The following is a 19,502-nucleotide window of genomic DNA, read 5'->3' as shown; positions in this document are numbered from 1 at the left end:
CAGATTCCTTGCAATGGCGCGGTCAGGCTCAGGGCCTGGGCAAACCCCGACCATAACCAAGTTGGCCGGTGCTGCACATTAAATCTGCATTAGCGGCACTCGTTCGCGCCGCCGCGCCTTACAGTGTCAGCCGCCCAAGCCCGGGCGTGGCACGCTGCAGCGCCTGCTGCCACAGCGCCTGCTCCTGCACCGAAGCCTGCACCAGGTAGCGACAGCGCCCTGCAATGCGCACCGCCACCGGCACGCCATCGCGATAGAGCAGCCGGTTGCCGCCCACTGCGGGCACCTTGGCGCCCGGCAACAACGAGCCAAGCAGGTTCAACGGGTCGCTGGCGCTAACCATGACCAAGGTTTCGTCTGGTTCACGCCGGCGTACCTGGCGCAGCAGCCCGACCGCCTCGGGCAGGGCGAATTGCTCACCTGCCAGGCCGGCGATGAAACGCCCGCCGCGAATCTCGCCACGCGCTTCAAGGCGCTGATAACAGCGCAACAGCTCGCGCCAGGGCGGCAGCACGTCGCTTTCGCGGGCCAGCAGGCGCCAGCACATCACGCCGTAGCGGCGCAGCAGGCTGTAGGCAATATGCTCCAGGCGCTGCTGTTGATCGACGTCTTCAGCGCCGCGGCGCAACACCGCCCAACGGCCGGCGTGGGCCATGCTGCTCGACAGCGGGGCAAAGCCGCGCCTGCTGCTGCGCGGCGAGCGCTTGGCGGCCGGGGCGATCAAGCTGCGCAGGCCGGTGAAACTGTCAGCGCCGACCAGGCCTGCCCCCACCAGTGCCTGCAACGCCGCTTCCAGCTCGCTGGGCAGCAGGCGTGCCTCACTGACCAGCTCGTCGAAGAACAAGGCCCCTTGCGTCTGCAGCACCTCCAGCACCCGTTGTGCCCGGCCGCCCAAGGTCTCCGGCGCCGGTACGCTCGCCAGGCTCCGCCACAGCTTCATGTGCTCGCGCGGCAGCAACACCAGCGGGGTACTGGCCAGGGTGTTGCTGGCCGGGTTCGCCGCCAGCCGGCTCCAGGCGTATTGCCCGCTGCGACAGGCGTCATCGAGCCACTGTGGACTGTAGTCGTGAATGCGCGCCGGCAGCAGTTCCGCTTCCCATGCGCCGGCAGCGCTGGGGAAGCCCTGCAGTTGGCCGAGCACCTGGGCAAGCGCCTGCGGACCGCGCAGACGCTCATCAGGCGCAATGTGCTGCCAGTCGAACAGAAAGCGCAGGTAGTCCTGCAGGCTGACCGGCTCGATCTCCCGGCGCAGCCGCTTGACCGTGTAGCGGTGGATGCGCGCCAGCAGATGCCGCTCGCACCATTGCAGGTCGCGCGCGTCTGGGCTGAAGTAGCCACGCAGCAGCTGCCCTTCGCCTTCCAGGCGGGCCAGCGCCTGTTCGATGCGCGCAGCCGGCAGGGCCAGCGGCGCGGCGATCTGCGCCAGGGTCAGCGGGCCATGGCCACTGAGCCGGGCGCGCAGCAACTCGGCCAGCGCGGCATCTTCATCGAGCGCCTGATCGAAGCCTGGCAGCACCTCCAGCGCCGGTTGCCGTTGCGCCTGGGGATACAGCGTTTGCAGCAGCTGCAGGCGCTCGCGCGCCAGCCACAGCCCGACATCGACCAAGCGCAGCGCCCGTCCGGCCTTGGCCAGTTGGCGCAACAAAGCGGCCCAGCTGGGGTTGCCCAGGACTTCGGCGTCGCTGACCGCCCCCAGGCTCATGAGCGCTTCATGCATTTCATCGGCACCGACCGGCTGCGGCCAGGCTTCGGCCTGCACCGCAGCGATCGCTTCCAGGTCCAGCGCGCCCAGGTCATCGGCGCTGTGCACCTCGCTCCAGCGCCGATTGAGCACGGCCTGGGTGCGCCGCTCCTCCAGCGGTGCGTCGTCCAGGAAGGCGTACGGCCGGGCATTGAGGATCGCCGCTGCCAACGGCGAAGGCGCTGGCAGGTCGCGGCACAACAGGCGCACCTGGCCGCTTTCCATGCGCCGCAGCAGGGCCAGCCAGCCTTCGCTGTCCATGGCCTCGTGCAGGCAATCGTCGAGGGTCTGCTCGATCAATGGGTGCTCGGGGATCTGCCGCTCGCCGGCGATGTTCTCAAGGCAGGCGATCTGGTCGGGAAACACCGCAGCGATCAAGTCTTCGCTTTTCATGCGCTGGATCTGCGGCGCGACCTTGCGCCCACCGACAAAGCGCGGCAAGGCCATGGCCACGCCCGCGTTCCAGCGCCAGCGCACCCCGAACAGTGGCGCATCGAGCAAGGCCTGGATCAGCACCTGCTCGGCGCTGCGGCTGTTGAGGTAGCGCCACACCTCATCGAGCTCAAAGCTGTGGCTGGTCGACAGCGACAAGACGATGGCGTCCTCGCTGGCCGCCGCTTGCAGCTCGAAGTTGAAGGTGCGGCAGAAGCGTTTGCGCAGGGCCAGGCCCCAGGCGCGATTGATGCGGCTGCCGTAGGGCGTGTGAATGACCAGCTGAGTGCCGCCGGATTCGTCGAAGAAGCGTTCCATGATCAGGGTTTGCTGCGAGGGCAGGGCGCCGAGCACTTCCCGGGTTCGTCCCAGGTAGTCGAGCAATTGGCTGGCGCAGGCCTCGCTCAGGGCGAAACTGCCCTGCAACCACTGCAGCATCGCCGGCCAGTGTCCTGCACAGAGGCCCAGCTGTTCGTCGATCGCTGCCTGCAGACGGGCGACCGCGACCGACAGCTCGTCACTGCGCCCTGGCGCCTCACCCAGCCAGAACGGAATGGTCGGCGGCAGGCCCTGGGCGTCCTCCACCCGCACGCGGCCGGGTTCCACGCGCAGGATGCGGTAGGAAGCATTGCCCAGCTGGAAGATATCGCCGGTGATGCTTTCCACCGCGAAATCTTCATTGACGCTGCCGATGTTCAGGGCCTGCGGTTCGAGCAGCACCGCGTAGTCGGCGGTTTCGGGGATGGTACCGCCACTGGTCAGCGCGGTCAGCTGGCTGCCCCGCCTGCCGCGCAGGGTGCCACTGACGGCATCCCGGTGCAGATAGGCGCTGCGCAGACCCTGACGGCCGTTATAGCCTTCGGCGAGCATGCGCAGCAACGCCTGGTACCGCGCAGGGTCAAGCTCGGCATAAGGGGTCGCCTGGCGCAGACAGTCGAACAGCGCCTGTTCGTGCCAAGGCTGGTTGCTGACCTCGGCGACGATCTGCTGCGCCAGTACGTCCAGCGGCGCCTTGGCGATGTGCACCTGGTCGAGTTCGCCACGGCGCACGCACTCCAGCAAAGCCACGCATTCGATCAGATCGTCCCGCGAGGTGGCGAACAGCCGGCCCTTGGGAATGCCGTCGACCTGGTGCCCCGAGCGTCCGACCCTTTGCAGAAACGCCGCGATCGAGCCGGGCGATTCGATCTGGCAGACCAGGTCGACATCACCGATGTCGATGCCCAACTCAAGGGACGCGGTGGCCACCAGCACCTGCAACTGGCCACCCTTGAGGCGCTGTTCGGCGTCCAGGCGCAGTTCCTTGGCCAGGCTGCCGTGGTGCGCAGCCACCGCCTGCTTGCCCAGGCGATCGCCCAGGTGGCGCGTCAGGCGCTCGGCCAGCCGGCGCGTATTGACGAACACCAAGGTGGTGCGGTGCTCGCGCGCCAGGTCCGCCAGGCGATCATAGAGCAACCCCCAGACATCGCTGGCCATCACCGCCCCCAAGGGCACCGGTGGCACCTCGATGGCCAGATCGCGCTCCCGCGCATGGCCCACGTCGACGATCGCACAGGGGCGTTGTTGGCCCACCAGAAACTGCGCCACGCGTTCCACCGGGCGCTGCGTGGCCGACAGCCCGATGCGCCGCAGGCTGCGTCCAGCCAGGCTTTGCAAGCGCTCCAGGGTCAGTGCCAGGTGAGCGCCGCGCTTGTTGCCGGCCAGCGCGTGAATCTCATCGACGATCACCGTGTGAACGTTGGCCAGGCCCTGCCGACCGGAGGCCGAGCCCATCAATACATAGAGCGATTCGGGGGTGGTGACCAAAATGTGGGGTGCGCGCCGACGCATCGCCGCGCGGTCCTTCTGCGGCGTATCGCCGGTACGCACGGCGCTGGTGATGCGCGGCGCCCGCAGGCCCTGTTCGAGCAGCGCAGCGCCGATGCCTTCGAGCGGCGCTTGCAGGTTCAGGCGGATGTCGTTGGACAACGCCTTGAGCGGTGACACATAGACCACCAGGGTTTGCTCGGGCAGTTCGCCGCCCAGCTCGAGGCCTTGGCGGAACAATTCATCGAGAACGGCTAGAAACGCGCTGAGGGTCTTGCCCGAGCCGGTCGGGGCGGCAAGCAGCATCGACTGCCCGCCATGGATCAGCGGCCAGGCCTGAGCCTGGGCGGCAGTGACCGTGGCGAAATGGCGGGCAAACCAAGTGCTCACCGCTGGATGAAACAGTTCGAGCACGGGATGCTGATGGGCTGGCAGGTTCATCTGATGGTTATGGCGGCTCGCCAGGCGCTTGGCAAGTGGCCATTCGTCTTGCCGCGTCGGCCTTGTCAGGCTGGCCGGCTGCATGGGATCCTCGCCGGCCTTTTCCCTGAGCCCTTTTATCCAGGATCAACCCCATGGCCAATATCATCCGCATCGCTGCCGCGTTGCTCATCGATCCCCAAGGCCGCACCTTGCTGGTGCGCAAGCGTGGGACCGAGGCGTTCATGCAACCCGGTGGCAAGATCGATGCCGGTGAAACCCCGGTTCAGGCACTGGTGCGCGAGCTGCATGAAGAGCTGGGCCTTGCCATCGACCCCGACCAGGCCCGATACCTTGGCCAGTTCAGCGCGCCAGCGGCCAATGAGCCGGGCTTCGTGGTGCAGGCCGAACTGTTTCGCGTCGACAGCGCCGCCACCGTGACCCCGGCAGCGGAAATCGAAGAAGTGCAATGGTTGGCCGCCGATCAGACCGCGACCCTGCCGCTGGCGCCGTTGACCCGCGACCTGATCTTGCCGCTGTATCGCGAGGCCGTCAGCGCACCGCACTGACCCCGTCGAGGGTGGCGAACGAGGTGTCTTTGGCGGTCAGCAGAAAATCGCGCATGTAGGGTGCATCGAGCATGTCGGTGCGCACCGCCGCATACAGGGTGGCGAACAGGCCTTTTTCGCCCAGGCGCTTGCCCTTGACGTAACCGCGCGAGCTGTATTCGTGCAGCGCCCAATGCGGCATGCCGCAGACGCCGCGGCCGCTGGCGACCAACTGCATCATCATCACGGTCAGTTCGGAGGTACGCACGGCGGCAGGCTCGATGTCGGCGGGCTCGAGGAAACGGGTGAAAATGTCCAGGCGATCGCGCTCCACCGGATAGGTGATCAGCGTCTGGTCGAGCAGATCCTGCGGCACGATATGGGCCTTGCCCGCCAGGGCATGCTGGTTGGCCACGGCCAACATGGCTTCATAGGTGAACAGCGGCACATAGGTTATACCGGCCAGGTCCAGCGGATCGGAGGTCACCACCAGGTCCAGGTCACCGCGTGCCAGGGCCGGTAGCGGGGCGAAGGCGAAGCCTGAGGCCAGGTCCAGTTCCACCTCGGGCCAGGCGTCGCGAAACTGGTCGATGGTCGGCATCAACCATTGGAAGCAACTGTGGCACTCGATGGCCATGTGCAGACGCCCGGCAGTGCCGCCGGCCAGCCGGGCAATGTCGCGCTCGGCGCCGCGCAGCAACGGCAGGGTGGCATCGGCCAGTTGCAGCAGGCGCAGGCCTGCGCTGGTAAAGCGGATCGGCTTGCTCTTGCGCACGAACAAGGGCAGGCCCAGGCGTTCTTCCAACTCCTTGAACTGGTGCGAAAGCGCCGACTGGGTCAGGTGCAAGCGCTCGGCAGCCTCCACCAGGCTGTCAGCTTCGCGCAGGGCATGAAGGGTTTTGAGGTGGCGGATCTCCAGCACGGCTGACTCCGAGAAAATATTTTATGTTAACGGGGAATCAGTTGAGTTTCGCTCATGTTGCAGGCGCCTGTCGACGGTGCAGGCAAACTGCTGGTGTGCGGAGCGTCGGACTATTACCGCAGTAGGCGAGGTCCAGGGTCAGCCAAGTCCGTATTTCTTGACCTTGTCGAACAGCGTGGTCTTCGCCATGCCCAGCTCCTGGCTGGCCTGGCTGAGGTTGCCGCCGCTGCGTTGCAGGGCATCGCTGAGCAAGGTGCGCTCGAAGGCTTCCACGGCTTCGGCGAAGCCAACACCCTGGCTGGCGGTGCCGCTCGGGCTCTTCTTGAACGCTGGCAGCCCCAGCGCATAGCGCTCGGCGACGTTACGCAGTTCGCGCACGTTGCCTGGCCAGTCGTGGGCCATCAGCCGGGACAGGGTCTGGCTGTCGAGGGTCGGCGTCTCGCGGTCGAAGCGCAGGGCCGATTGCTGCAAAAAGTGCTCGAACAACTGCGGTACGTCTTCGCGGCGCTCGCGCAAGGGCGGCAGCTCCAGGGTCACCACGTTCAGGCGGTAGTACAGGTCGCTGCGAAATTGCCCTGACTGGCCGAGGGCGTCGAGATCGGACTTGGTGGCCGCGATCACTCGACAGTCAACGGCGATGCTCTGGTTCGAACCCAGGCGCTCGAGGGTGCGCTCCTGCAGAACGCGCAGCAGCTTGATCTGCAGGTTGATCGGCATGCTTTCCACTTCATCGAGGAACAGGGTGCCGCCGTTGGCATGTTCGATCTTGCCGATGCGTCGCTTGCCCGCGCCAGTGAAGGCGTTGGCTTCGTGACCGAAAATCTCGCTCTCGAACAGGTTCTCTGGCAGGCCACCGCAGTTCAGCGCCACGAATGGCCCGGCCTGGCGCCGGCTGGCGTCGTGCAGACAACGCGCGACCAATTCCTTGCCGGTGCCGGTTTCACCTTCGATCAGGACGTTGGCCGAGGTGTCGGCGACATTGGCGATCAGCTCGCGCAAATGCTGCATGGCCGGGGAGCGCCCGATGATGCGGCCCTCCAGGCTGCTTTGCTCGACCAATTGCCGGCGCAGCGCCAGCACTTCGCGCGACAGCCCGCGTTGTTCCAGGGCGCGGCGCACCACATCGACCAGGCGCTCAGGGGAAAAGGGTTTTTCCATGAAATCGTAGGCGCCGTTGCGCATCGCACCCACGGCCATGTCGATATCGCCGTGCCCGGTAATGAGCACCACCGGCAGGCTCTTGTCGCGCGCCTTCAGGCGGGTGAGCAGTTCCAGACCATCGATGCCTGGCAGGCGGATGTCGCTGACGACGATGCCGGCAAAATCATCGCCGACCCGCTCCAGGGCCTGCTCGGCGCTGCCCACGCCCTCGCAGGCGATGTCTTCCAATGCCAGCGCCTGCTGGCAGCCAAGCAGCACATGCGGGTCGTCTTCGACGATCAGAACGGTAAGGGGCACTGGATTCATGGTTGCTCTGCCGATTCGCTGGGGGGCGGGACCAGCGGCAGGGCGAGGACGAAGGCGGTCCCGCCAGCGGCGGGGTGCTCCACATTCAGGCTGCCCTTGGCGGCGGCCGCGAGGCTTGCCGACAGGGTCAACCCCAGGCCCAGGCCGCGTTCGCCCGGTTTGGTGGTGAAGAAGGGTTCGAACAGGTGCTTGCGGGTTTCATCGTCGATACCGTGGCCGTTGTCGCGCACCCGCAGGCGGTACTTGTCAGCCGCCAGCTCACCCTCCAGCCACAGCGCCGGTAACGGTTGGCTGGCCATGGCGTCGAGCGCGTTGCCGATCAGGTTGACCAGGATCTGTTCCAGGCGGGTCTGGTCGATCGCCAGTTGCTGGTCTTCAAAGTCGCTGTGCAACTGCACCTGGCCGCCGGCGATGCGCTCGCCCAGCACCTGCAGGGCCGCGTCGACCGCCTTGGCCAGCGATGCCTGGCCGCTGTCATCACCGCGCCTGGCGAACGAGCGCAGGCTGGCGGTAATGCGGCCCATGCGATCGATCAGCTCGTTCATGGTACGCAGGTTGGTGCTGGCGGTTTCCAGCGCGCCACGCTCGAGAAAGCGCACGGTGTTGCCAGATAGGGTACGCAGCGCCGCCAGCGGCTGATTGAGTTCATGAGCGATGCTGGTCGACATTTGGCCGATTGCCGCCAGCTTGCCGGCCTGGACCAGTTCGTCCTGGGCATGGCGCAGGGTCTGCTCGGCGTGCCGACGTTCACGGATCTGGCCCTTGAGGCGCTCGTTGCTGGCGCGCAGGTCGGCGGTGCGGTTGGCGATGCGCTGCTCCAACTGGTTGTTGGCCTGTTGCAGCGCTTCGCGCGCGGCCAGGCGGGTGGCGATCACCTTGCGTCGCTCGTTCCAGGCGATGCCGAGGATCGCCAGCAGCGCGAACGCCACGCCTACCAGGATGCCCTGGACCATCGATTCGCGGCGCAGATCCTGCAGCGGGGTGAGCAGGGTGAAGTGCCAGGGAGTGTCCGCCAGACGCCGGGTCTGCGCCAGGTACGTCACTTCATGGGGTTTGCCCTGGGCGGTCTCGCTGTTGGCCGGGAAGGTGAGCTTTTCCACGCCATCGGCCAGGGTTTCCCGGGCCAGGGGCTGCAGCTCGTTCAGCGGCCACCAGTAATACTGCAGGCTGCGCGCCAGGCGCTCCTTCATTTGCGGCGACAACGGGCGCACCGACTTCAGGCGCCGGGCAGGGTCGCTGGAGAGGATGATGATGCCATTCTCATCACTGACGAAAGCCTCCAGGCGGGCGCGCTGCCAACGCTCTTCGAGGGTGTCCAGGCGTACCTTGATGACCGCGACGCCGATCACCTTGCCATGTTCTTCCAGGCCATGGGCCAGGTAATAACCAGCTTCGCCGGTGGTGCTGCCGATGCCATAGAAGCGCCCGGGCTCGCCGCGCACCGCGGTCTGGAAGTAGGCCCGAAACGACAGGTCTTCGCCCAGGAACGAGTCGGCGTCACGCCAGTTGCTGGTGGCCTGCACCCGGCCGCTGGTATCGAGCACGAAGATCGCCCGGCTGCGGCTGCGGCGGTTGAGGCCCTCGAGGTATTCGTTGACCGATTGCCGGTTGGCGCCATCGGGGTCGGTGAGCAGCCGCGAGACACTGTCTTCGAGCTCGAGCACGCTGGGCAGGTAGGTGTATTTACTGATTTCGCTCTCGACGGTGCGCGCATGCAGTTCGAGGGCGCGTTCACCGCTTTCGCTGAGCACCCGGATACCGTTGCTTTCACTGATCGAATAACCGGCCCAGCCGAGGCCGACCATCAGCAGGATGATCAAAGGTGGCAGCAGCAGTTGGCGGATCAGGCGGGATTTCACGGCGGGCTTGGCAGGCAGAAGAAGCGAGGGGTCGCATTTCATCACAGTGGCCTTGTCACGGCCAGCATCCGCTGCCGGCCTGAGCCGGGCAGCGCTGCCGTTGGTGCCGAATCAGTGTTGCAAGATCTTGCTGAGGAAATGCTGGGTACGTTCGTGGCGCGCTGTAGGGTCGCCGAAGAATGCCTCTTTCTGGCAGTCCTCGATGATGTGGCCCTTGTCCATGAAAATCACCCGGTTGGCCACTTTACGGGCAAAGCCCATTTCGTGGGTCACGCACATCATGGTCATGCCTTCATGGGCCAGTTCGACCATGACGTCGAGCACTTCATTGACCATTTCAGGGTCCAGCGCCGAGGTCGGTTCGTCGAACAGCATGACGATCGGGTCCATCGACAGCGCGCGGGCGATGGCCACGCGCTGCTGCTGACCACCGGACAACTGCCCAGGGTGCTTCTTGGCGTGGGCGCCAAGGCCGACCCGATCGAGCAGGGCGAGGCCCTTCTTGGTCGCTTCCGCCTCGCTGCGGCCGAGCACCTTGCGCTGGGCAATGGTCAGGTTCTCGGTGATGCTCAGGTGCGGGAACAGCTCGAAGTGCTGGAACACCATGCCGACCCGTGAACGCAGTTTGGGCAGGTTGGTCTTGGAATCGGCGATCGAGGTGCCATCGACCACGATGTCACCCTTCTGGAACGGCTCCAGCGCATTCACGCACTTGATCAAGGTCGATTTGCCTGAGCCCGAGGGGCCGCAGACCACCACTACTTCACCTTTCTTGACCTCGGTGCTGCAGTCGGTCAGCACCTGGAAGTCCCCGTACCACTTGTTGACGTTCTTGATGGAAATCATACGGTGATCCTTTTTTGCAGGCGCTTGACCAGCCACGAAGCGGAGAAGCTGATGACGAAGTACACGACCCCGGCGAAGATCAGGAACTCATGGGAGCGCCCGATGATGTCGCCGTTGGAACGTGCCGAATTGAGGAAGTCCACCAGGCCGACGGTGTAGACCAGCGAGGTGTCCTGGAACAGGATGATGCTCTGCTGCAGCAGCAACGGGGTCATCTTGCGGAACGCCTGCGGCAGGATGATCAGGCGCATGGTTTGCCCGTAGGTCATGCCCAGGGCCTGTGCCGCGCCCATCTGCCCCTTGGAGATCGACTGCACGCCGGCGCGGACGATTTCACAGAAGTAGGCTGCCTCGAACATCATGAACGCCACGACGCACGAGGTGAACGCGCCGACCGGGGTGTCTTCGCCGGTGATCCAGCGCAGCACGAATGGCACCGCCAGGTAGAACCAGGTGATCACCAACAGCAGCGGGATGGAGCGGAAGTAGTTGACGTAGGCCCCGGCCAGGCGCGACAGCAGCTTGCTTGAGGACAAGCGCATCAGGGCCAGCAGCGTACCCAGGACAATACCGCCGACCACGCCCATGACCATCAGTTGCAAGGTCAACAACATGCCGTCCCACAGAGCCGGCAGCGCGGGGATGATTTCGCTGAAATCCATTTCCATTTATTTGCCCCCCACGGAGATCAGGCCGGGCACGGCGACTTTCTTCTCGACCACACGCATCAGCAGCATCAGGCCCATGTTGAGGGTGAAGTAGATCAGCGTGGCCAGGGTGAAGGCCTCGAACAGGTTGGCGGAAAACTCGGCGGTCTGCTTGGTCTGCGCCAGCAGCTCCATCAGCCCGATCAGCGAGGCTACCGAGGAATTCTTGAACACGTTCAGGAATTCCGAGGTAAGCGGTGGAATGATGATCCGATAGGCTTGCGGCAGCAGCACGTTGGTGTAGATCTGCGGCAGGCTGAAGCCCATGGCCCGGGCGGCAGCTTCCTGGCCGCGTGGCAGCGCCTGGATACCGGTGCGTACCTGCTCGCACACCCGTGCGGCGGTGAACAGACCCAGGCAGATGATCACGCTGATCAGCGCCGAGGTGGTCGGGTTGAGATCCTGCTTGAACCATTCCTGCAGGCCTTCAGGCAGCAGGTCCGGCACCAGGAAGTACCAGATGAACAGCTGCACCAGCAGCGGCACATTGCGGAACAGCTCCACATAGGCGGTGGCGATCCCCGATACCAGACGGTTCGGCACGGTCCGCATGACGCCGAGGACAGACCCCAGCAGCAAGGCGATGATCCAGGCGCAGAGGGCAATCGCGATGGTCCAGCCCAGACCGGTGATATACCAGTCCAGATAGGTCTCGCTACCCACGCCGGTGGACTTGAAGAACACGCCCCAGTCCCAGTTGTAATTCATCGGGATTTCCCCTCAGACGGTTGTTTCACGGGCACCTTCGAGCATCCAGGGGCGCGGTGCGCCCTTGGATGAAAGGGTAGACACTAAAGCGTGGCCTGTGGGTTGGATCGTGTGCGGATGTGCACCAGGCCACTATCGGCTGAGGGTCAGGCCTTCTTGTCGTCGGCCGCTTTGTCGGTCGGCTCGGCGATCAGCTTCTTCAGCTCGTCGCTCATCTTGAACTGCAGGTTCAGGCCTTTAGGTGGGATTGGCTGCTGGAACCACTTGTCGTAGCTCTTGTTGACTTCGCCGGACTTGAAATAGCCCACGATGGCGTCATCGACCGCTTTCTTGAACGCATCGTCACCCTTGCGCACCATGCAGCCGTAGATTTCATAAGACTGCGGGGTGCCAGTGATGACCCAGTCCGAAGGCTTGCGCGCCTTGGCCATTTCGCCGGCGAGCAGCGCGTCATCCATCATGAATGCCACGGCGCGGCCGCTTTCGAGCATGTTGAAGGCTTCACCGTGGTCCTTGGCGGAAATCACGTTCATCTTCATCTGCTTGTCGGCGTTCATCGCCTTGAGCAGGCGCTCGGAGGTGGTGCCGGCCGTGGTCACGACGTTCTTGCCAGCCAGATCAGGGAAGTCCTTGTAGGCAGGCTGACCGTCCTTGACCTTGGTCAGCAGGCGGGTGCCGACTTCGAAGATGCCAACGGTGAAGCCCACCTGCTGCTGGCGTTCGACGTTGTTGGTGGTCGAGCCGCATTCGAGGTCGACGGTGCCGTTTTGCACCAGCGGGATGCGGGTCTGGGAGGTGACCAGGTTGTACTTGACCTTGATGTCGGTGCCCAGCTGTTTCTTCAGGGCATCGACCACGGCCAGTTGGATGTCATGGGAGTAGCCTACCGGCGTGCTGCCACCGGCAAGGTAGGAAAACGGGATGGAAGAGTCGCGGTGGCCCAGGGTGATGGTGCCCGAGTCCTTGATCTTCTTCAGGGTACCGGTCAGCTCTTCGGCCATGGCTGGCGAAGCGATGATCGCGGCGGCGATGGTTGCGCCCAACAGGTGACGAACGATGCGCATCAAATTTTCCTCGACGTGTTTGTTTTTTTTATGGAGCCGTTGGCGGACTCTTTCGTTCAACGAATGCCGCTGCAAGCGGGTGCATTCGGCTACCAAGTGTAGAGCATGAGTCGTGCCAAGCTCCGCCCTTGATGATAACGCTGCGAATTTGCTGAGGATTAACCTTTTATTACCTGGTGCTACAAATGCGTCCGTTCGGCTTCCCGAATGAATGTTCATCAATGGCTTCGGCTATCCGAACGAACAACGCGTCGTTGTGTTATTCCGATACGTCATCTCGGTGGCAGCGAGTTGTTGAGCTAGTGGGCTCACTTTCTAGGAGCTTCGCTCATGCCCGCTGCAGCTACCGATCCGAACGATTTCCTGCCAGGTTCCATACCCGCCCTGATCGCCAGTCGCCTGCCAGCCCATTGGCAGCATGCCTCGATCGACCGACTGCACGCGTTGCGCCGTGCCCTGCAAAGCCAGGAAACGGCAGTTGGCCGTTTGCAGGCGATTTTCGAGCAGATGCCGCCATTGGACCAATTCGCCAAGCCCTTGGTCGAAGCGCTGGCACAGCGCGCAGGTCTGGGGCAGATAGACAGCCGTGCGACCTGGGTGCGCGTCGAGCAACGCATTCTGTTGCCCACAGCGGCGCCGGTATTGAAGCCACCCAGCTATACCCACGTCTCGAAACAGACGCTGCTGGCGGCGGCCTTGCACAACTATCATGTGGCCGAAACGCGCCCGGACATCCTGCGCAAGGGTCAACTGCAAGACGCTGCCGGCAAGCGCCTGGCGTTGGGGTTCGAGCGCTTCGCTGGCTTGTGCCGTGCGCTGAACGTGGGCGCTCGCTACCAGGGCGTGCTGAAAGACCTGCTGCGTCCTGAACAGGATGCTGAACGTAGCGGGCAGGTGCATCTGGCATTCGAGGCCGCCTGGCGCAGCCATGTCGAAGTGGCGATGCGCCTTGCTGCCCTGGACGGTCAATTGGATGAAAGCTGTTTTCTGCATGTGCTCCCGCTGTTGAGCAGCAAGCCCAGCGTGGCGCCATTGCCGGGGGTGGTGCACGCCCGCCAGCTTTATCTGCTGGGCAAGCAGGTGCGCGGTGTGCTGACGCTCGAAGTGCGCGATAGCGCCGATGGCCCTGTGCGGCATGTGATTGCTTATTTCCCGGCCCAACCGGGGCAGACGGTTACGCGCTACGCGTCCTGGCAGGCGCTGTACCAGGATCTGGCGGTGCGCCTGCGCGATGGCGATTACCAGCGCTATTTCGCCCGTTTCATCAGTGAGCGTGATCGTGCCACGTTCTATTCCGCCTTGGCCCCTCAAGTGCAAGGGCCGGCTACGGCGATGCAGCTCGACGGTCGCAACCTGCCGATCGAGGCGAAAATCTATGCCTATCTGGCTCGCCAGCAGGTCGACAAGCTGTTCGATGATGCACGCGTGCTCGCGGTGCCGACCGCTGAAGAAGATGATGAAGATCGCCGTGCACGGCTCGATGCCTGGCAAAGCGCCGGCTTTGAGCTGCTCAATCTGGCAGGGATGTTCGTGCCGGTGCTGGGCGAAGTGATGCTGGCGGTCAATGCCGTGCAACTGGCCGGGCAGGTGTACGAAGGCTATGAGGCCTGGCGTATCGGCGACCGCGCGACGGCCCTTGATCACCTGTTCGGCGTGGCGGAAAACGTCGCCATTGGCGTGCTGGTGGCCAAAGGCAGCAGCATGCTGCGTACTCAGTTGGCGTCTGCGCCGTTTGTCGATGAGCTGGTACCGGTGGCGGCTGCCGATGGCCGGGTGAAATTGGCCGAGGCAGCGGCGGCAGGCTATGTCGAGCCGCAGCAGTGGGCCAGCGATGGGCAACTGCTGCGCGCCTTCGGCGCCGAACTGTCGACGGTCAGCGACGAACTGGCGACCCAGGCCATGCAGACCACGCGCGTGACGGCCGACCAGCTGCGGCATCTGCATCTGGCAGGCGAAGGCGCCCCGGCGCGTCTGGCCGATGTCGTCGAACTACACCGCTTGCATGAGTTGCACGTGACCGAGCAGGGCGAGGCTCTGCTGCAACGTCTGACAGGCCAGACCGACCAGCTAAGCGGCCTCGAAGCGCTTTTACAACGGGACTTCCCAAGCCTCACCCGACGCATGCGGCAGCACCTGGCTGGCAGTGCAGAGAGCACCCACCTCGACAGTTTCGAACGCACCGGTCGCGTCCCGCTGGTGCTGGCCGAACGCGCCCGCTGGCTGATCCAGGACAGCCGCCTGGACCGCGCCTGCGCCGGTTTGCGCTTGGCCAGGGCGGTTAACGAAGACACCGAACGCCTGGCCTTGAGCGTGCTCGACCGTTTGGCCCCGCCGGGTCCAGAGCGGCGCCTGGAACTGCGCGTGGGCAGTACAGAGGGGCGACTGGTGGCCAGCATAGGCAGCGGCGCTGAAGTCGAGGTTCTGGTGCGGGTCGGTGATGGCTACGTGCTTGATGACGGCCCAGGCCCTGCCCGGGGCTTGATCGAGGCGCTGCTGCAGAGCTTGGACGATGAGCAGCAGGCGCGTCTGGGCAGCGCCACGTCCTTGACCGGCGATGACTTGTCATGGCGTTTGCTCGGCGCTGCCAGCCAGAACCGCAATCAGCTCCTCGAGGCGTTGGACATGGTGTCGCCAGCCATCGGCGTGCGCGCGCCGCTGCGCTTGATCGATGGGCGCCTGGGCTACCCGCTCAGCGGACGCCTTGGCGGCGGGCGGCGCTCGATCAGGCGCGGCTTTCAACGCATTTACCCGCTGCTCACCGAGGACGAACTCGAAGCCTACCTGCTCGACGTGCTGGAGCACGGTGAAAGCCTCTGGGACCATTACGAGCATGTTCAGGCTCAACTGACACGCCTGCGCCGAGCGCTGAATGCCTGGCACAACGCTGCCAGCGGTATTCGCGACAGCTGGCGGCGGCGCCAGGTGGTCACTGCACTGCGCCGCGCCTGGCGCCGCAAGATCACCAACTATGCCGACGAGTTCGTGGTGCAAATCGATGGCGAACGCGTCGGTAGCCTGCCGCGCCTGCCGCGTGGCCTGCGCTTCGACCACATCCGGCGGCTGACCCTGCGCAACATGGACCTGAGCGAGATCGATGAAGACTTCCTGTCGCGCTTCGGCAATCTGGTCGAACTGGACCTGCAAGGCAATCGCCTGAGCACGGTGCCGCCTGGCGTAGAGCACTTGCGGCACCTGCGTCAGTTGCATCTGGGGCGCAATCGCATCGTCATGGATGGCGCTGGCGAACGGCGCCTGTCGGCCCTGGCGCAGTTGCAGGTACTCAACCTTTCGAGAAATCCGCTCGGCTATGCACCAGCGCTGCCGGGCCTGCGCCGCCTGCGTTCGCTGGCGCTCAATGGCACATCACTCAACGCCGTGCCTGCCCAGGTTACCTGGCAAGCGCACCTGGACCTGCGCGACAACAACATCAGCCAGATCCGCATGAGCCTGACTGACCTGCGCAACCAAATCGACCAAATGACGGTGCATGACAACCCGCTGGATGCGGTTAGCGAGGGCTTGCTCGACGAAGCCTCCGGTGGGGTGACGGCAGGCCAGAGGGGCAGTGCCAGTTACCGGCACGGGCCGATCGACGATGAGTTGCTCGAATGCTGGTTGGGCGATGGGCCCGCCGCCACCGCGAGTGAGCGCCGCACATGGTGGCACGCGTTGCACGCCGAGCAAGGCTCATCTGGCCTGTTTCTGTTTCTCGCCGACTTTGCCCGCGGCGACGACTTCAGTGAACACCCCGGGCATTACCGCGCACGAATCTGGCGCATACTCAAGGCGTGCGCGGAGCATGAAAGCGTGCGCGAGCGCCTGTTCCTCCAAGCCTCTGGCACCCGCACCTGCGAAGACCGCTTGTTGCTGTTGCTGGGCCAGATGGAAGTGGCGGTACAGGCGGAAAAGTACACCAGTAACCTGCCTCCTGCGGCGGTGCCCGGCAAGCTCATGGCGTTGGCACGCGGCCTGTATCGCCTCGATGAGGTGGATCGAATCGCGATGCGGCACATCGACCAGATGCGTGCTGCGAATAACCCGCATATCGATGAAATCGAAGTGCAGTTGTTCTACCGGGTGAAACTGGCAAGCGCCCTGGATTTGCCCATTGAAGCCGAAACCATGCATTACGAGGCCTTCGCCCACGTCACCACGCGGGACCTGATCGCCGCCCAGGAGCAGGTGCTGGCGGCCGAATCGCCACAAGCGCTGATTACATCGCTTGCACAGCGGCCGTTCTGGGAGGCCTACGCACGCGAACACTACGCCGAGCGTTTCGCTCAGGTGAATGCGCAGTCCCTGACCTTGTTGGAAGCGAGTGAAAAGGAATTGGAGAACGGCACCATAGACGAGTGGCTATTCAACCAGCGCAGCATAGGCTACATGCACGAGTACCAGGCTGCAGAGCGCAAACTGCTCAGGACATTGGCCGCTGAGTTATATCAGCGGCTCAACCCCTGAAGCGACAGGCGGCCTTGGCTGACGACGGGCCGCCATTGTTCAGGCAGCGCGCAGTGCAGGCATCTGCTTGAGGTAATCACGTAGCGCCTGCTGCTCGCTGGCGGTGGTGAACAAGCCCAGCTTGGTGCGGCGCCACAGGATGTCATCGGCGTCGCGGGCCCATTCCTCACGGCACAGGTAATCCACCTCGCGGCTGAACAGGCCACCGCCGATGGCCGTGCCGAGATCGTCCGGACCTTGAACGCCTTCAAGCAGGCGCCAGACGCGGTCGCCGTAGGTCACGGCCCAGCGTTTGGCAATGTCTTGCGCCAGCCAGCTGTACGCGGTCATCAGGCGCTCGACCAATGCGTGCGCGGTGCTCATGTTCTCGCCACCTGGCAAGGGTGCAGTGGCGGTCCAGCTGCCGCGCATCTGGGTAAAGAACGGCTTGAGTTCAGCCATCGCCGATTCGGCGAGCTTGCGGTAGGTGGTGAGCTTGCCGCCGAAGACCGACAGCAGCGGGGCCTGGCCCGCGCTTGCCGACAGGGCGAGGGTGTAATCGCGAGTCACCGCCGAAGGGTTGTCCGACTCGTCGTTGCACAGCGGACGCACACCGGAGTATGTGTGCAGGATGTCGTCGCGGCTTAGCTGATGATTGAAGTGATCGTTGACCACCTTCAGCACATAGTCGGTTTCCTGCTCGGTGATCGCCACCTTGGCCGGGTCGCCGGTGTATTCACGGTCGGTGGTGCCGATCAGGGTGAAACGCTCCAGGTAGGGAATGCAGAAGACGATACGCTGATCTTCGTTCTGCAGGATGTAGGCATGTTCACCTTCGTACAGGCGCGGCACGATCAGATGGCTGCCCTGGATCAGGCGAATGCCGTACGGCGCATCGAGCTTGAGGTCGTCCTTGATGAAGCTGGCGACCCACGGGCCTGCCGCATTGACCAGCGCCCGAGCCTGGATGGTCTGCAGGCTGCCATCGGCGTGCTGCAGATCAACCTGCCACAGGCCATCGACACGTTCGGCACGCAGGCAGCGAGTGCGGGTGAGGATGTGCGCGCCATGCTCGCGTGCAGCCATGGCGTTCAGCACCACCAGGCGGGCGTCGTCGACTGCGCAATCGGCGTATTCGAAACCGCGGGTGATCGTCGGCTTGAGTGGATAGCCTGGCCCGAAGCGCAGGCTGCGCGACGCGCCCAGGCGCTTGCGCTTGCCCAGGTGATCGTAGAGGAACAGCCCTGCGCGGATCATCCAGGCTGGCCGCAGATGCGGACGGTGGGGCAGCACGAAGCGCATCGGCTTGACGATATGCGGGGCCTTGGCCAGCAGCACTTCGCGCTCGGCCAGCGCCTCGCGCACCAGACGAAACTCGTAATGCTCGAGATAGCGCAAGCCGCCATGAATCAGTTTGCTGCTGGCCGAGGAGGTGTGCTGGGCCAGGTCGTCCTTTTCGCAAAGAAATACCTTCAGGCCACGCCCGGCCGCATCGGCAGCGATGCCCACACCGTTGATGCCGCCGCCGATCACGGCAACGTCAAAGCATTCGCTTGAGGGGAGCTGGGGCGAAACGGACTCGGTCACGGGCAAGGCCTCCTGGGCTGTTCACATCGAATATGAACATTAATGTTCGTTTCCGAAAATACTAGCGCAACAAGACGCGGGTCGCCAGTCAGTCCTCATAGAAAAAACTGATTGAATGACGCTTAAATGAACATTTGTGAAAATAGCAGCAGTCGCCGCCCCGGGTTAGACGACCTCGAGGCGTATCTTGTGTTGATCGAGAAGCTGACCCAGTTCCACACTGGGCGCCTGATCGGTCACCAGGCAGTCCACCAGGCTGATCGAGCCGAGTCTGACCATGGCATTGCGTCCGAACTTGCTCGAGTCTGCGGCCAGGATCACTTGCCGCGCATTGGCGATGATGGCCTGCGACACCCGCACTTCCTGATAATCGAAGTCCAGCAAGCTGCCGTCTTCGTCGATGCCGCTGATCCCGACCAGGGCGAAGTCCACCTTGAATTGATTGATGAAATCGACACTGGCCTGGCCCACCACGCCGCCATCGCGGCGCACCGTGCCGCCGGCGACCAGTACTTCGAAATCATCCTTGGCGGCCAGGATTGCCGCCACGTGCAGGTTGTTGGTGATGACCTTCAACTGACTGTGACTGAGCAGCGCCCGAGCGATGGACTCGGTGGTGGTACCGATGTTGATGAACAGCGAGGCATGGTCCGGAATCTGCTGTGCCACCGCATCGGCGATGCGCTGCTTCTCGTCACGCATCTGATCGGCGCGCATGGCATAGGCGGTGTTCTCGATGCTCGAATCGTAGGCCGCACCACCATGGTAGCGGCGCAGCAAGTTGAGCTCGGCCAGTTGGTTGATGTCGCGGCGAATGGTTTGCGGAGTGACGACAAACAACTGCGCCATTTCCTCGATACTGACGTAGCCGCGTTCGCGCACCAGTTCGAGGATTTGTTGTTGGCGGGGGGGCAGATTCATGGGCGGTCCTTAGGGGCTGCCGGACAAATGCTGC

General features: G+C 64.1%; 12 protein-coding genes. 2 read left to right on the top strand and 10 right to left on the bottom strand.

The features are described 5' to 3' along the window. Window positions 1-118: 118 nt before the first annotated feature. Entirely contained in the window at window positions 119-4,420 is a 4,302-nt protein-coding gene (locus ACLEJW_RS19420; RefSeq protein ID WP_440778085.1) for a DEAD/DEAH box helicase, read from the bottom strand. A 134-nt stretch (window positions 4,421-4,554) separates the two neighbouring features. Here ACLEJW_RS19420 and ACLEJW_RS19415 point away from each other — a divergent pair, with 134 nt between their 5' ends. After that, a complete protein-coding gene (locus ACLEJW_RS19415) occupies window positions 4,555-4,968 on the top strand; it encodes an NUDIX hydrolase (protein WP_145187879.1) in 414 nt (137 codons plus the stop codon). Here ACLEJW_RS19415 and metR read toward each other — a convergent pair. The 7 genes from metR to ACLEJW_RS19380 form a co-directional block, all read right to left on the bottom strand. After that, complete coding sequence (metR, locus tag ACLEJW_RS19410; RefSeq protein WP_313294947.1) at window positions 4,952-5,869, bottom strand: transcriptional regulator MetR; 918 nt, start codon at window positions 5,867-5,869, stop codon at window positions 4,952-4,954. The genes ACLEJW_RS19415 and metR overlap by 17 nt on opposite strands. A 138-nt stretch (window positions 5,870-6,007) precedes the next feature. Then, window positions 6,008-7,336 carry a sigma-54-dependent transcriptional regulator gene (locus ACLEJW_RS19405; RefSeq protein ID WP_313456863.1) on the bottom strand — a complete coding sequence of 443 codons (1,329 nt, stop codon included), beginning with the start codon at window positions 7,334-7,336 and terminating at the stop codon, window positions 6,008-6,010. Beyond that, on the bottom strand, window positions 7,333-9,237 hold the full coding sequence (locus ACLEJW_RS19400) for a sensor histidine kinase (RefSeq protein WP_440778066.1): 1,905 nt from the start codon (window positions 9,235-9,237) through the stop codon (window positions 7,333-7,335). Before ACLEJW_RS19400 ends, ACLEJW_RS19405 begins: the two co-directional genes overlap by 4 nt. Before the next feature lie 69 nt (window positions 9,238-9,306). Next, window positions 9,307-10,041: an amino acid ABC transporter ATP-binding protein gene (locus ACLEJW_RS19395; RefSeq protein ID WP_145187866.1), complete on the bottom strand. Its 735-nt coding sequence runs from the start codon at window positions 10,039-10,041 to the stop codon at window positions 9,307-9,309. Then, a complete protein-coding gene (locus tag ACLEJW_RS19390; RefSeq protein WP_145187863.1) occupies window positions 10,038-10,709 on the bottom strand; it encodes an amino acid ABC transporter permease in 672 nt (223 codons plus the stop codon). Before ACLEJW_RS19390 ends, ACLEJW_RS19395 begins: the two co-directional genes overlap by 4 nt. Continuing rightward, a complete protein-coding gene (locus ACLEJW_RS19385; protein ID WP_145187860.1) occupies window positions 10,710-11,456 on the bottom strand; it encodes an amino acid ABC transporter permease in 747 nt (248 codons plus the stop codon). It lies immediately after the preceding gene. Window positions 11,457-11,602: 146 nt separating this feature from the next. Continuing rightward, window positions 11,603-12,520, bottom strand: a complete 918-nt coding sequence (locus ACLEJW_RS19380; protein WP_313294942.1) for a glutamate/aspartate ABC transporter substrate-binding protein — start codon at window positions 12,518-12,520, stop codon at window positions 11,603-11,605. 330 nt (window positions 12,521-12,850) lie between these two features. On the opposite strand from ACLEJW_RS19380, the gene ACLEJW_RS19375 reads away from it, so the two are divergent. Further along, window positions 12,851-16,981: an NEL-type E3 ubiquitin ligase domain-containing protein gene (locus ACLEJW_RS19375; protein ID WP_440778065.1), complete on the top strand. Its 4,131-nt coding sequence runs from the start codon at window positions 12,851-12,853 to the stop codon at window positions 16,979-16,981. A 39-nt stretch (window positions 16,982-17,020) separates the two neighbouring features. Here ACLEJW_RS19375 and glpD read toward each other — a convergent pair whose 3' ends face one another. Beyond that, window positions 17,021-18,547 carry a glycerol-3-phosphate dehydrogenase gene (glpD, locus tag ACLEJW_RS19370; RefSeq protein WP_440778064.1) on the bottom strand — a complete coding sequence of 509 codons (1,527 nt, stop codon included), beginning with the start codon at window positions 18,545-18,547 and terminating at the stop codon, window positions 17,021-17,023. A gap of 165 nt (window positions 18,548-18,712) precedes the next feature. Next, on the bottom strand, window positions 18,713-19,468 hold the full coding sequence (gene glpR, locus ACLEJW_RS19365) for a DNA-binding transcriptional repressor GlpR (RefSeq protein ID WP_313294939.1): 756 nt from the start codon (window positions 19,466-19,468) through the stop codon (window positions 18,713-18,715). Window positions 19,469-19,502: the final 34 nt, after the last annotated feature.

Source organism: Pseudomonas sp. SMSB3 (genome assembly GCF_052041965.1).
Taxonomy (GTDB): Bacteria; Pseudomonadota; Gammaproteobacteria; order Pseudomonadales; family Pseudomonadaceae; genus Aquipseudomonas.
This window is presented reverse-complemented; position numbering and strand designations above follow the sequence as displayed.

What these genes read in the sequence shown, in the direction of transcription:
- ACLEJW_RS19395 (WP_145187866.1), bottom strand. Translation starts at nt 10,041, where the DNA reads ATGATTTCCATCAAGAACGTCAACAAGTGGTACGGGGACTTCCAGGTG.
- ACLEJW_RS19380 (WP_313294942.1), bottom strand. Translation starts at nt 12,520, where the DNA reads ATGCGCATCGTTCGTCACCTGTTGGGCGCAACCATCGCCGCCGCGATC.
- ACLEJW_RS19375 (WP_440778065.1), top strand. Translation starts at nt 12,851, where the DNA reads ATGCCCGCTGCAGCTACCGATCCGAACGATTTCCTGCCAGGTTCCATA.
- ACLEJW_RS19405 (WP_313456863.1), bottom strand. Translation starts at nt 7,336, where the DNA reads ATGAATCCAGTGCCCCTTACCGTTCTGATCGTCGAAGACGACCCGCAT.
- ACLEJW_RS19415 (WP_145187879.1), top strand. Translation starts at nt 4,555, where the DNA reads ATGGCCAATATCATCCGCATCGCTGCCGCGTTGCTCATCGATCCCCAA.
- glpR (WP_313294939.1), bottom strand. Translation starts at nt 19,468, where the DNA reads ATGAATCTGCCCCCCCGCCAACAACAAATCCTCGAACTGGTGCGCGAA.
- ACLEJW_RS19390 (WP_145187863.1), bottom strand. Translation starts at nt 10,709, where the DNA reads ATGGAAATGGATTTCAGCGAAATCATCCCCGCGCTGCCGGCTCTGTGG.
- ACLEJW_RS19385 (WP_145187860.1), bottom strand. Translation starts at nt 11,456, where the DNA reads ATGAATTACAACTGGGACTGGGGCGTGTTCTTCAAGTCCACCGGCGTG.
- ACLEJW_RS19420 (WP_440778085.1), bottom strand. Translation starts at nt 4,420, where the DNA reads ATGAACCTGCCAGCCCATCAGCATCCCGTGCTCGAACTGTTTCATCCA.
- ACLEJW_RS19400 (WP_440778066.1), bottom strand. Translation starts at nt 9,237, where the DNA reads ATGAAATGCGACCCCTCGCTTCTTCTGCCTGCCAAGCCCGCCGTGAAA.